The organism is Aliidiomarina shirensis, from assembly GCF_003987345.1.
In the GTDB taxonomy this organism is placed as follows: Bacteria; Pseudomonadota; Gammaproteobacteria; order Enterobacterales; family Alteromonadaceae; genus Aliidiomarina; species Aliidiomarina shirensis.
In genome coordinates, this window is record NZ_PIPP01000006.1 from 59,965 (window position 1) to 72,696 (window position 12,732).

Here is a 12,732-nt window from a genome sequence, read left to right on the forward strand (position 1 = left end):
AATTACCAACTTTGAGTTGATTTAAACTTCTCGAGGCCTGATTTAAGCTCAGCTTCGATATCGCCGTTGTAGTCGCCTGTTTTATTAATTTTCGCCATGAGGTCTGCGTGCTCACTGTTGAAGTAAGAAAGCAGTGCTTTTTCAAAGTCTTGAATCTTATCGATTGCAACACCTTTCAAGAAGCCTTTTTCAGCTGCGAAGATAGATACACCCATATCCGCAACACTCATTGGCGCGTATTGATCTTGTTTCATTAACTCGGTTACCGCTTGGCCGTGCTCTAACTGCGAGCGCGTTGCTTCATCGAGGTCAGATGCGAACTGAGCAAATGCTGCCAATTCACGATACTGAGCCAATGCTAAACGGATACCACCACCAAGTTTCTTGATGATTTTAGTTTGTGCTGCACCACCTACCCGAGATACTGAGATACCTGCGTTAACCGCTGGGCGAATACCCGCGTTAAACAAATCAGTTTCAAGGAAGATCTGACCATCAGTAATCGAGATTACGTTGGTTGGTACGAACGCAGAAACGTCACCAGCTTGAGTTTCAATGATTGGCAACGCGGTTAGTGAACCGGTTTTGCCTTTCACTTCACCGTTAGTGAACTTCTCTACGTAATCAGCGTTTACGCGAGCAGCACGCTCTAGTAAGCGCGAGTGCAAATAGAAAACGTCACCAGGGAATGCTTCACGGCCTGGCGGACGACGTAGCAACAATGAGATCTGACGATAAGCAACTGCTTGCTTAGAAAGATCATCATATACGATAAGTGCATCTTCACCGCGATCACGGAAGTATTCACCCATCGTACAACCAGCATACGCTGATAAGTACTGTAACGCCGCAGATTCTGAAGCAGATGCCGCAACAATAATGGTGTGAGCAAGTGCATCATGTTCTTCTAATTTACGAACTACGTTCGCAATAGTAGAAGCTTTCTGACCAATAGCTACATACACACACTTAATGCCCGTGCCTTTCTGGTTGATGATCGCATCAATCGCCATTGCTGTTTTACCAGTTTGGCGATCGCCGATAACTAGCTCACGCTGGCCACGGCCGATTGGAATCATGGCATCAATTGATTTGTAACCAGTTTGCACTGGCTGATCAACTGATTGACGTTCGATTACGCCCGGTGCAATTTTCTCTACTGGCTCATAGCCATCAGCGTCGATTGAACCTTTACCGTCGATTGGCATACCTAAGGTGTTAACAACGCGGCCTAAAAGGGCGCGACCAACAGGTACTTCCAAAATACGACCAGTAGATTTAACTTTAGTGCCTTCTTGTAAGTCCTCGTAAGGACCCATAACTACCGCACCTACTGAGTCGCGCTCAAGGTTCAATGCGATAGCAAAGCGATTGCCAGGTAGCTCGATCATTTCACCCTGCATACAATCAGCTAAACCGGTTACCCGGATGATGCCGTCTGTTACAGAGGTAATAGTACCTTCATTACGAGCTTCACTAACAACTTCGAACTTCTCAATTCGTTTCTTGATAAGTTCAGCAATTTCATTTGAATTCAGTTGCATGCTCTCGTCCCCGATTATGATTGCAGTGATTGTGCAAGCCGTGAAAGCTTGCTCTTCAGTGTTCCGTCGATAACCAGATCACCGGCTTGAATCAACAGACCGCCCACAACAGACGGGTCTACACTGCAATTGAGCTTGATTTTGCGTGCGAGACGTTTTTCCAACGTTGCGCTTAAATTAGCTTGTTCAGCATCATTTAGAGCTACCGCAGAAGTAACTTCTACGGTTATCTCTTTTTCGTGCTCCGCACGTAACTCAGCAAAAAGCCGAGCAACTTCAGGAAGCGCCGATAAGCGTTCGTTATCTGCCATTACCTTAATCAGGTTTTGGCCGTTCTCATTGAGCTGTTCACCACAAACACCAACAAATACATTGGTTACATGTTCACGGCTGTTAGCACTTTTCAGAAAAGTGCGGATGTCCTCTTGAGTTGCTACCGCAGCAGCAAACTCCAACATTTCGTGCCAGTTCTGAATCGCACCCTGCTCAACAGCAAAATTAAAAGCTGCTTTAGCATAGGGGCGAGCAACCGTAGTAAATTCGGACATGTGCTCAACCCCCTTGATTACAGTTCAGCGACAAGTTTTTCAACAATGTCGCTTTGCTTCTGTGCGTCGATTTCCCGCTCTAGAATCTTCTCGGCACCCGCAATCGCTAAGATTGATAGTTGCTTACGAAGTTCTTCACGAACACGATTGCGCTCAGTTTCCACTTCTGTATGACCAGAGGCGATAATCTTCTCACGCTCGGCGTGACCACGTTGAGTTTCTTCTTCAACCAATTTAGTTGCCCGTTTCTTGGCTTGGTCGATGATTGCAGCGGCTTCAATTTTCGCTGCATTCAGCTCTTCGTTGGCTTGTGCACGAGCTTTCTCAAGGTCTTTTTCTGCGAGATCTGATGCTTCTAAACCGCTAGCAATTTTTTGCTGACGCTCTTCGATAGCATTTATAATCGGTGGCCAAACGTACTTCATACAGAATAGTACGAAGACCACAAACGCAATTAAAAGACCAACTAGAGTTAAGTTGATATCCACAACGGATCTCCTCTATGTTGGTGACCGTCGATTTTCAATTAGCCTAATAAGCCAACAAATGGGTTTGCAAATACGAAGAACAGAGAAACACCAACGCCGATCATAGAGATCGCATCGATAAGACCTGCCAAAATGAACATCTTCGTTTGTAATTGTGAAGCCATTTCAGGCTGACGCGCTGTTGCTTCTAGGAATTTACCACCCATGATTGCGAAACCAATCGCAGTACCAAGAGCTGCTAAACCGATGATGATAGCTACGGCTAAGATTGTAAACGAAACTACAGTTTCCATTGTTTTCTCCAGTTTTTCAGATAGTTAAAGTTAAAAGTAAAGTAAAAATAAACCTAGTTTTTAAATGGACCTAATCCTTAAGCCCGAATTCTTTTAGTGTTTCTCGCTCGCCATGCTCAGATATACGATGGTTAACATCATAAAAATAAACGCTTGCAGCACGATAACGAGAATGTGGAATACGGCCCACGCAAAGTGCAGTGGCAACTGCCACAACCCAATCATCGCAATCAGAATGAATATCAGCTCACCTGCATAAAGGTTGCCAAATAAACGCAATGACAACGAAATTGGTTTTGCTATCAAGGTTACTAATTCAAGCACCAAGTTAAATGGAATTAGCGACCAATGGTTAAACGGATTTAACGTCAGCTCTTTAATAAAGCCACCTAAACCTTTGTGTTTAACAGAGTAGAAGATAATAAGTAAGAATACACCAATCGCAAGTGCTAACGTGGTGTTCAAATCGGTAGTAGGTGCAGCCTTCATGTAGCTCCATGGGTGATCCATAGCGCGTTCAAAGATACCTGCATCTTCGCCAACGTAGCCTTTTACTGAGCTACTTGCGAAAGTTAAACCGAATAAACCAGCTAATACTGGAACGAAATCGACCGGAATCAATTTCATGGCATTCATCAAGAATACCCACACGAAAATAGTTAAGGCGAGAGGTGCGATAAACCGACTTTTCGCATGAAAAGTTTCTTTTACCGATTTATCCACAAATTCAACGAGCATCTCTACTGCACATTGTAATTTACCTGGAACACCGGTGGTTGCTTTCCGCCCCACGTACGCGAACAACCATAGAAAAAACACACCCAACACAATCGCAATACCTAAAGAATCGATATTAACGGCCATGAAGCCTTCGCCAATTTGCAGCGGCGTTAAGTGGTGCGAAATGTACTCGGTAGGAGTCATATTTCCGTTTGCAGCCATGATTAATAACCCAATTTAGTTAGATTTAAAATGTAAAATCGGTGCTAGCCAGTGTGTAATAGTGATGGCAATAAATACGGCAAAAAGAGGGAACCAGGGGCCGCTTAAAAAGATAAATGCAATCACGAACAAACATAAAGTGAGGGCCATTTTTGCGGCCTCACCGGCATAAAAGTTATTCACCACTTGTGGTGCTGCGCGGGCGCCTCCGTGTCGGAAAGCGATCGCGGCGAATGCGATATTTGGAACTAAGCCGATAACTGCGCCAGCAATTGCTGTTGGCAACGCTTGTGTTCCCATAAATAGGCCGAAAAGCACGATTATTATGGCGGCGATAAGCGCCTGCAACTGTAGTAATCGAACCGCTAATCGGCGGCCACCATGCATCATACTTCTGCTATTACGGCTGGCCATTTTAATTACCTATTGTTCGAAATTTTTTTCTTACTGTGCCGATGCCGAAGCCAAAGTACACGCCATTTGTAGCTTAGATGTTAAATTCCCATCTATTTCGTATAATTTTTCGACAAAAAAAGCATTTAAACCGATACCCGATAAATGCTGCGCAGATTATAAAGTTTTCGGGTGAAAATGCAACTTAAGTACATTCCATTAGTACAGATGTTAAACCGTGAAACGTACCGTTCTGAACCCTAAGTGTGCTTTTAGCAAAGTAACACGATGAAAACCGTGCTATTTAATATGCGCTAAAATGCCATCGAGCTCATCAAGGGTAGAATAATTGATCACCAACTTACCTTTACCTTTGCGGCTATGGCTTATCGCTACCTTCGCACCTAAGCGTTCACTTAAGGCGTTTTCTAGTTGTTGCACATCGGCATCAGGCTTTTTCTCTTCTGGCTTGCTTGGGTTCAGTGCTTTATTCACTAAACGCTCAGATTCACGCACCGTCATTGCTTTAGCGCTGATCACCCGAGCAAGTTCACTTTGCATTTCGCCTTCCACACCAAGCAACACCTTCGCGTGGCCAAGCTCAATATCACCGCGCTCGAGCAAAATTTTCACATCACCATTCAATTGCATCAAACGGAGTAAGTTAGCAACGGTTGTGCGTGATTTACCCACGGCATCGGCTACGTTTTGTTGCGTAAGCTCAAATTCTTCCTGCAAACGATACAACGCCATAGCTTCTTCCATGGCATTGAGATCTTCACGTTGAATATTCTCAATCAACGCGATGGCAACGGCCGCTTCATCGGGCACATCTTTGATAATGCACGGTACCGTATCGAGCTGGGCAAGTTGGGCTGCGCGCCAACGGCGTTCACCGGCAATAATTTCGAAGCTATTTTCACCAAGTGGCCGCACAACGATTGGCTGGATAATACCTTGCGCTTTTACCGAGTTCGCAAGATCTTCTAGTGCTTCTGGCGCCATATCTTTACGTGGCTGATATTTTCCCGGGCGTAAAAACTCTACGGGTAACTTCCGCAATTCGCCTTTATCTAAGCTAAGTTGGGTTTCTTCGGTTTGCGCTTGGTGCCGTGCTGCCGCATTTGCACTGTTGGTGAGTAGGGCATCTAAGCCGCGTCCTAATCCACGTTTTTTTGCTGACATGGTTATGCTTCCTTCTGCGCTTGCGCCGCTAACTCAGCCCGGCGAATTACTTCTCCCGCAAGTGCTAAATAGGCTTTTGAGCCGGTAGACGACTTATCATAATACATAATCGGTGTGCCAAAACTTGGAGCTTCTGCCAATCGTACGTTTCTTGGAATCACGGTGCGGTAAACCTTTTCACCGAAGTGGCTTTTCAATTGCTCGGAAACATCAATGGAAAGGCGAATATGCGAGGTATACATAGTGCGCAACAAACCTTCGATGTATAGCCCAGGGTTTACTACCGAGGCTAACTGTTCAATGGTATCCATCAGCGCAGTTAGCCCTTCAAGGGCATAATATTCGCATTGCATTGGTACTAACACGGAATCAGAGGCGGCCATTGCATTCACAGTAAGTAAGTTCAATGACGGTGGGCAATCGATAAAAATGAAATCGTAATAATCACGAACAGGTTCTAAGGCTCGGCGTAAGCGGGTTTCGCGCGCAAATACTTCCATTAATTTAATTTCGGCTGCCGTTAAATCGCCGTTGGCAGCCAGCAAGTGATAACCACCGCTAGTTTCCGTTTGAATCACGTTTGCGGCGGCTTTTTCATCAACGAGTAAATCGTACATGGTTGCCGGAACATCGTATTTATCAACACCGCTTGCCATGGTGGCATTACCTTGCGGATCCAGATCTATTAGCAACACTTTACGCCGGGTAGCCGCCATTGATGCCGCTAAATTCACAGCTGTGGTGGTTTTGCCCACACCACCTTTTTGATTAGCAATTGCAATAACTTTACCCACGAATCTTCCTCGGCTTATTTTATTATTCTTGGCGAATATCAACTACGTGGCGGGCGGCATCTAACTCTGGAACGAACAATGTATGAATGCCATGAATCTTGTATGGTGCCACAACCGTTGATAATTCTTCTTCTGTAGGTTGGCCTTTCAGGGCGATAAAACGACCCGAAGCTGAAGGCAAATGATGACACCAGCTCAACATATCTGCAAGTGATGCGAATGCTCGGCTAACAACCGTATCAAAACCATTCGTTTCAGCAGGTGGTTGATAATCTTGAACCCGCGCTAACACCGGCGTTACGTTGGTTAATTTTAATTCGTGTATAACTTGACGAATAAACGTAATTCGTTTGCCCAAGCTATCGAGTAATACAAAATGCTTATCGGGATTACATATCGCCAGTGGCAAACCAGGTAAGCCAGGGCCAGTGCCTACATCGATTATATGTTTACCATGCAAATGGGGGCTCACCACTACGCTATCGAGAATATGCCGAATTAACATCTCGGCCGGATCGCGAACCGAGGTGAGATTATACGCTTTATTCCATTTATGCAGCATGGCCAATAGTTGCATTAGTTGCTGCTCTTGACTTGAAGTAACGCTTAATTCTGTAGTGGCTAATAACGCATGTAAACGTGTTGCTAATTGTGTTTCTGGAAACGGGGCAGCCTTACTCATGAACGTGCAATCCTTGTACTTGGCTTACGCAGATTTGCGCAATAACCCCTGTTTTTTCAAATGAACCAGCAACATAGAAACCGCCGCCGGAGTAATTCCAGAAATACGCATGGCTTGGCCAATCGTTTCAGGGCGATGTTCCGTAAGCTTCGCAATCACCTCATTTGAAAGACCAGAAATCGTGCTGTAATCAAATTCAGGTGGAAGCTTAGTATTTTCATGGCGCAAGGTTTTTGCAATTTCATCTTCTTGACGCTTAATGTAACCGGCATATTTCACTTGAATTTCAACCTGATCAGCAGCAAGCGGATCAGTTAAACCCGGGCCTAAGCTCGGAATACTCGTTAGCGCCTGATAAGTAACTTCAGGGCGACGCAATAATTCTTCTAAGCTCGCTTCTTTGCTAATAGGTGTTTTCAGTAACGGATTTACCGCGTCTACCGCAACATGATCTTTGTGTAACCAGGTTGAACGTAAGCGTTGTTTTTCAAGCTCTACCGATTCTAATTTAGTGTTGAATAATTCCCAGCGGTGATCATCCACCAAACCTAATTCACGGCCTTTTGCTGTTAAGCGAAGATCAGCGTTATCTTCACGCAGCAATAATCGATATTCCGCACGCGAAGTAAACATACGATAGGGTTCTTTCGTGCCTAAGGTAGCCAAATCATCGATGAGAACACCTGTATAGGCTTCATCACGGCGCGGACACCATGAATCTTTACCATCTACGGCAAGTGCTGCGTTAACGCCAGCAATCAAGCCTTGGGCTGCGGCTTCTTCGTAACCTGTTGTGCCGTTAATTTGCCCAGCAAAATACAAGCCTTGAATATATTTGGTTTCCAGAGATTGTTTGAGATCACGTGGATCAAAGAAATCATATTCAATGGCATAACCTGGACGCGTAATGTGTGCATTCTCAAAACCACGAATCGAGCGTACTAACGCTTGCTGTACATCGAACGGCAGGCTAGTAGAAATACCATTTGGGTAAAGCTCATTGGTATTCAAACCTTCCGGCTCAACAAAGATCTGGTGAGAATTTTTATCGGCAAACCGAACCACTTTATCTTCAATTGAAGGGCAATAACGTGGCCCCACACCTTCAATGACACCAGAATACATAGGTGAACGATCTAACCCACTTTTAATAATATCGTGAGTTTCTAAATTCGTATGGGTGATGTAACAGCTAATTTGTTGTGGATGATCATCGCGGCTGCCAATGTATGAAATTACTGGCCGTGGATCATCGCCTGGTTGCTCTTGCATTACTGAAAAATCAACGGTTTTTGCATCAATTCGTGGTGGTGTGCCGGTTTTTAAACGATCAACGCGCAATGGTAACTCACGTAAGCGTTTTGCTAATGCATTCGAGGGCGGATCGCCTGCTCGGCCACCGCTGTAATTGGATAAACCAATATGAATTTGGCCACCTAAAAATGTTCCGGTGGTTAACACTACGGTTTTTGCATGGAACTTCAGGCCCATTTGGGTAACAACACCGGTAACTTTCGGGCCTAAACCAGTTTCAGTAACAATTAGATCGTCCGCAGCTTGCTGGAATATTTGCAGATTCGGTTGTTCTTCTAGTGCATGGCGAATGTAGGCTTTGTAAAGTGCGCGATCAGCTTGTGCGCGTGTAGCTCTTACAGCTGGCCCTTTAGAACCATTCAGAGTTCTAAATTGAATACCTGCGTGATCTGCAGCACGGCCCATAATACCACCAAGGGCATCAATTTCTTTTACTAAATGACCTTTACCAATACCACCAATAGCCGGGTTACACGACATTTGACCAAGCGTATCAATGTTATGGGTGATCAGTAGAGTACGCTTTTGCATTCGAGCTGCAGCAAGTGCTGCCTCGGTTCCTGCGTGTCCACCACCAATAACAATTACATCGTAATGCGCTTCTGTTGCCATGTAGATCTTAACCTCGGATCAAAAAATTAGTGTGTGATTTCAATAACGATCGCGAATCGCGATCATTAAAACGATCACTGAGCCGAATAGTGTAGCACTTTTACGGGTTTGTAAAAACGCTTTTACATGGTGTCTTTACTTAGTTTTTGGTTTGTATAAGCGCTTAGGGGGTCATTGGAATCAGTTTGGTTGGGGAGCGAAGAAGTAGTGTTTAGAATACCGTGTTTTATGATCGTGGGTAGGGTCGGTTTTGTAATATATAGATCTATATTCTTTTAGATCTTTTTTATTATTCTTATTATTAGCTCAGCGAAAATCTGTGGGTATCACGCTTTAGCCTCTATAGATCATGCACTTAGAATAAACGTTTTAGTGTGCATAAACAGCGATCTAATCTGAGGGTAACCAGTGGGATAAAACAGGGCTTATTCACAATGGAAGTTATCCCCAGATCTATCCCCGGATCCGATCACAAGAAAGATCATAGGTTATCCCCAGCTTTTGAAAATTTTGTATAACCATTCTTGTATGTTGTGGATATGATCTGAATAACATTTTAATTCTCTTGATACACGTCGTTTAATAGCGTGGATAAAAAATTAAAACTTATTCACTGATTTGAGATATCCATTGATCAAGCCACTGAACCGCACTTCCTTCTGGATCAAGTTCATTGAACATATCGATCTGTAACGTAGGCGCGATCAAGCGCGCGTTTAATTCTAAAATGAGCGCCTCGGCATCATCGCCTGCTTTACAAAAAGTATCGTAACTAGAATCACCCACGGCAATAATGGCGGCCTGCACCTGCTGTAGATCTGGTTTTTCCGTAGCGAGTGCTTCCATAAAGCTAACAATACTCTCGGCGTATTCGCCTGCCCCGTGAGTTGCTATACACATTAGCCAATAACTTGGTTCGTCACTATTGGTGAATACTTCCTTCGGTGTTGGTTGATCGTGCAAGGTAGCGGAATGGCCTAATGCTGTTAATCGTTCGTTTAAGGCATCGGCAAGATATTCAGTGTTGCCTGATGTAGTGCCAACAAGAATGTGGAAATGCATAAATTAGCCCTTAATATAAGCGTAAAGCCCTTCGTAATTTGTGGTAAAAGGCATTGTTCATTAGAAAAAATGTCGTTAATGCTTAAAACTCAATAAAATCTTCATACAAAAATGCTTGAATACTAACCAAATTGTACTTATCATGCCGCTTCTTTTTACTCCTATTCTTGGAGATTAAGGTTCTAAATAGCTATTTCGTTGTTAATACATAGCGAATTATAGCTACTTGTTTACAGCTAAAACCTAAAATACCTGTTTTTGAAATAAAAGAACTTGGTGGTACCTAAAAACGAAGCGGAAACGGCGCTTCGACAAGGGTTAACGCCGAGCACGTTGTTGTATGAAAAAACTACAACTACAATATTTGTGCTTATTCTTCAGTTACGCGGAATAGCTGCACGGTTAGCAAGTGCCTGTGCAAACTGCTGCATTGGCTTTATTCTACATTTGGTATGGGAAAAATAACATGCGTCAAACATGGCAGAAAGAATGGTTTGGGAATATTCGCGGCGATATTCTAGCCGGATTAGTAGTGGCGCTTGCCCTTATTCCTGAAGCCATCGCGTTCTCGATTATCGCTGGTGTAGATCCTAAAGTTGGCTTGTACGCGTCATTTTGTATCTGCGTGATTATGGCATTTATTGGTGGTCGGCCTGGGCAGATTTCTGCAGCTACTGGTGCCATGGCGTTGCTTATGGTTACGCTGGTGCGTGATCACGGCTTGGAATATCTTTTAATTGCCACATTATTAACCGGTGTTTTTCAGTTAATTTTTGGCGTGCTGAAACTTGGAAGTTTAATGCGGTTTGTATCGCGCTCGGTAGTAACGGGTTTCGTGAACGCGCTTGCTATCTTGATTTTTATGGCACAGCTACCTGAATTAACCGATGTTACTTGGCATGTATACGCACTCACAGCTGCTGCTCTCGCAATTATTTATGGCTTACCTTATGTAACGAAAGCGGTTCCTTCGCCACTGATTGCGATTGTGTTGATCACCGCATTTGTGATGTATATGGGAATCGATGTACGTACGGTAGGTGATATGGGTGAATTGCCCGATAGTTTGCCGGTGTTCTTATGGCCCGATGTTCCACTGAATCTTGAAACGTTGATGATTGTGCTGCCCTATGCATTGCCGCTGGCAATTGTTGGTTTGCTAGAATCAATGATGACGCAAACTATCGTGGATGATTTAACTGATACTAAATCGGATCGGAATAAAGAATGTCGTGGCCAAGGTATTGCCAACATCGGCGCGGGCTTGATGGGCGGTATGGCTGGTTGTGCCATGATTGGGCAATCGGTAATTAATATTAAATCTGGTGGCCGTGGCCGTTTATCCATGTTTGTAGCCGGTGTTGCGTTGATATTAATGGTTGTATTTTTATCTGATTGGGTACGGCAAATTCCAATGGCCGCGCTCGTCGGCGTAATGATCATGGTATCGATTGGTACCTTTAGTTGGTCGTCGATTAAAGATATGAAAGAGCATCCATTGAGCACCAATATCGTTATGGTAGCTACGGTTATTGTTGTGGTTGCAACCCACAACTTAGCACTCGGTGTATTTGTTGGTGTACTGCTAGCGGCGTTGTTTTTCGCGGCAAAAGTTGGCAACTATATGCACATCGCATCAACACTCTCGAAAGATGGTAATCACCGTACCTATAACGTTGTTGGCCAGGTGTTCTTTACCTCATCTGAGAAGTTTGTAGAATCGTTTGATTTCCATGAATCTCTTGATAAGGTAACCATCGATTTAGATCGCGCCCATTTTTGGGATATCACGTCAGTAGCCGCCCTTGATAAAGTTATTTTGAAGTTCCGCCGTGAGGGTGCGGAAGTGAATGTGGAAGGCATGAACAAGGCCACCGCAACGGTAGTCGATAAATTTGGTGTATCGGATAAGCCAGATGCCATCGACCGCTTAATGGGTCATTAAGAACACGAGGATAATGAAATGACAACACATACAGTTGCTTGTATCGATGGCTCGGCCCTTAGTGATACCGTTGCGGATTATGCGGCTTGGTCGGCGAAACGATTGAATAATTCGTTAGTACTATTGAACGTACTCGATGATATTCGTAGTTCGGATGAAGCGGATTTTAGCGGCAACATTGGCATGGATGAGCGCCAACGGTTGCTGGCTGAAATTACCGAGTTAGAAGAAAAGCGGGCGAAACTCTCGCGCCAGCAGGGCCACGCTTTTCTTGATGCGGCGCAAAAGCATCTTTCTGATTTTGCTATCGAACCTTTGTTGCGTCAGCGCCATGGTGATTTGGTTGATACCTTGGTGGACATCGAAGAAGAAATTCGATTGTTGGTTATCGGTCGCCAGGGTAAACGCGGCGATGGCATTGGCCAACATATCGGCCATCAAGTAGAGCGTGTTATTCGTGCCATGCACAAACCTACGTGGGTGGTAACTGGAAAATTCCAAGAACCAAAACAAATTATGATTGCCTATGATCACAGTACTACGGCAAAAAAAGCAGTAGAAATGGTTGCGGGTAGCCCGCTGTTTAAAGGAATTCCTGTGCATGTGGTAATGGTTGCTGCAGAAACTAACGATCACCAAGCGCAGCTCGATAATGCTGCGGCGAAACTTAGCGAAGAAGGTTTTCAGGTTACCACCGCGCTAGTTGCTGGCGAGGTGGAAGATAGCTTGCTTAAGTACGCGGATGAACAAAATATGGATGTGATTGTGATGGGCGCTTATGGGCATTCACGAATTCGTGAGTTTTTCGTAGGTAGCCATACGAACAAGTTATTGAGTAGCACGAAGGTTCCATTGTTGCTACTTCGATAACACGATGCGAAAGCCCTTGGCTTGAGCATTATGTAAAGCGTGTGAGAGGAAAGGCCGTTG

Annotated in this window: 13 protein-coding genes; 2 read left to right on the top strand and 11 right to left on the bottom strand. The window is 44.4% G+C overall.

The features are described 5' to 3' along the window. Positions 1–2: 2 nt before the first annotated feature. The 11 genes from atpA to CWE13_RS11205 form a co-directional block, all read right to left on the bottom strand. Positions 3–1,544 (bottom strand): F0F1 ATP synthase subunit alpha, encoded by a 1,542-nt coding sequence (atpA, locus tag CWE13_RS11155; protein WP_126808672.1) that lies wholly within the window; start codon positions 1,542–1,544, stop codon positions 3–5. A 14-nt stretch (positions 1,545–1,558) separates the two neighbouring features. Then, complete coding sequence (atpH, locus tag CWE13_RS11160) at positions 1,559–2,092, bottom strand: F0F1 ATP synthase subunit delta (RefSeq protein WP_126808674.1); 534 nt, start codon at positions 2,090–2,092, stop codon at positions 1,559–1,561. A gap of 17 nt (positions 2,093–2,109) precedes the next feature. Then, complete coding sequence (gene atpF / locus CWE13_RS11165; protein WP_126808676.1) at positions 2,110–2,580, bottom strand: F0F1 ATP synthase subunit B; 471 nt, start codon at positions 2,578–2,580, stop codon at positions 2,110–2,112. Between the two features lie 38 nt (positions 2,581–2,618). Continuing rightward, the gene (gene atpE, locus CWE13_RS11170; protein WP_007419545.1) at positions 2,619–2,873 is read right to left on the bottom strand and encodes a F0F1 ATP synthase subunit C; all 255 of its coding nucleotides are present in this window, start codon (positions 2,871–2,873) and stop codon (positions 2,619–2,621) included. A 93-nt stretch (positions 2,874–2,966) separates the two neighbouring features. Then, a complete protein-coding gene (gene atpB / locus CWE13_RS11175) occupies positions 2,967–3,815 on the bottom strand; it encodes a F0F1 ATP synthase subunit A (RefSeq protein WP_126808678.1) in 849 nt (282 codons plus the stop codon). Positions 3,816–3,830: 15 nt separating this feature from the next. Continuing rightward, positions 3,831–4,229, bottom strand: a complete 399-nt coding sequence (locus CWE13_RS11180) for an ATP synthase subunit I (protein ID WP_126808680.1) — start codon at positions 4,227–4,229, stop codon at positions 3,831–3,833. Between the two features lie 279 nt (positions 4,230–4,508). Then, the gene (locus tag CWE13_RS11185) at positions 4,509–5,393 is read right to left on the bottom strand and encodes a ParB/RepB/Spo0J family partition protein (RefSeq protein ID WP_126808682.1); all 885 of its coding nucleotides are present in this window, start codon (positions 5,391–5,393) and stop codon (positions 4,509–4,511) included. A gap of 2 nt (positions 5,394–5,395) precedes the next feature. Next, complete coding sequence (locus CWE13_RS11190; RefSeq protein ID WP_126808684.1) at positions 5,396–6,187, bottom strand: ParA family protein; 792 nt, start codon at positions 6,185–6,187, stop codon at positions 5,396–5,398. A gap of 22 nt (positions 6,188–6,209) precedes the next feature. Further along, positions 6,210–6,869 (bottom strand): 16S rRNA (guanine(527)-N(7))-methyltransferase RsmG, encoded by a 660-nt coding sequence (rsmG, locus tag CWE13_RS11195; RefSeq protein ID WP_126808686.1) that lies wholly within the window; start codon positions 6,867–6,869, stop codon positions 6,210–6,212. 24 nt (positions 6,870–6,893) lie between these two features. Next, entirely contained in the window at positions 6,894–8,795 is a 1,902-nt protein-coding gene (gene mnmG / locus CWE13_RS11200; RefSeq protein ID WP_420837041.1) for a tRNA uridine-5-carboxymethylaminomethyl(34) synthesis enzyme MnmG, read from the bottom strand. 606 nt (positions 8,796–9,401) lie between these two features. After that, positions 9,402–9,857: a flavodoxin domain-containing protein gene (locus CWE13_RS11205; RefSeq protein ID WP_126808689.1), complete on the bottom strand. Its 456-nt coding sequence runs from the start codon at positions 9,855–9,857 to the stop codon at positions 9,402–9,404. Between the two features lie 466 nt (positions 9,858–10,323). Between CWE13_RS11205 and CWE13_RS11210 the strand changes: the two genes are divergently transcribed. Beyond that, positions 10,324–11,802 carry a SulP family inorganic anion transporter gene (locus CWE13_RS11210; protein WP_126808691.1) on the top strand — a complete coding sequence of 493 codons (1,479 nt, stop codon included), beginning with the start codon at positions 10,324–10,326 and terminating at the stop codon, positions 11,800–11,802. A gap of 18 nt (positions 11,803–11,820) precedes the next feature. Continuing rightward, entirely contained in the window at positions 11,821–12,672 is an 852-nt protein-coding gene (locus CWE13_RS11215; protein ID WP_126808692.1) for a universal stress protein, read from the top strand. Positions 12,673–12,732 lie beyond the last annotated feature (60 nt).

What these genes read in the sequence shown, in the direction of transcription:
- atpE (WP_007419545.1), bottom strand. Translation starts at nt 2,873, where the DNA reads ATGGAAACTGTAGTTTCGTTTACAATCTTAGCCGTAGCTATCATCATC.
- atpH (WP_126808674.1), bottom strand. Translation starts at nt 2,092, where the DNA reads ATGTCCGAATTTACTACGGTTGCTCGCCCCTATGCTAAAGCAGCTTTT.
- CWE13_RS11210 (WP_126808691.1), top strand. Translation starts at nt 10,324, where the DNA reads ATGCGTCAAACATGGCAGAAAGAATGGTTTGGGAATATTCGCGGCGAT.
- rsmG (WP_126808686.1), bottom strand. Translation starts at nt 6,869, where the DNA reads ATGAGTAAGGCTGCCCCGTTTCCAGAAACACAATTAGCAACACGTTTA.
- CWE13_RS11185 (WP_126808682.1), bottom strand. Translation starts at nt 5,393, where the DNA reads ATGTCAGCAAAAAAACGTGGATTAGGACGCGGCTTAGATGCCCTACTC.
- atpA (WP_126808672.1), bottom strand. Translation starts at nt 1,544, where the DNA reads ATGCAACTGAATTCAAATGAAATTGCTGAACTTATCAAGAAACGAATT.
- atpB (WP_126808678.1), bottom strand. Translation starts at nt 3,815, where the DNA reads ATGGCTGCAAACGGAAATATGACTCCTACCGAGTACATTTCGCACCAC.
- CWE13_RS11205 (WP_126808689.1), bottom strand. Translation starts at nt 9,857, where the DNA reads ATGCATTTCCACATTCTTGTTGGCACTACATCAGGCAACACTGAATAT.
- mnmG (WP_420837041.1), bottom strand. Translation starts at nt 8,795, where the DNA reads ATGGCAACAGAAGCGCATTACGATGTAATTGTTATTGGTGGTGGACAC.
- CWE13_RS11215 (WP_126808692.1), top strand. Translation starts at nt 11,821, where the DNA reads ATGACAACACATACAGTTGCTTGTATCGATGGCTCGGCCCTTAGTGAT.
- CWE13_RS11180 (WP_126808680.1), bottom strand. Translation starts at nt 4,229, where the DNA reads ATGGCCAGCCGTAATAGCAGAAGTATGATGCATGGTGGCCGCCGATTA.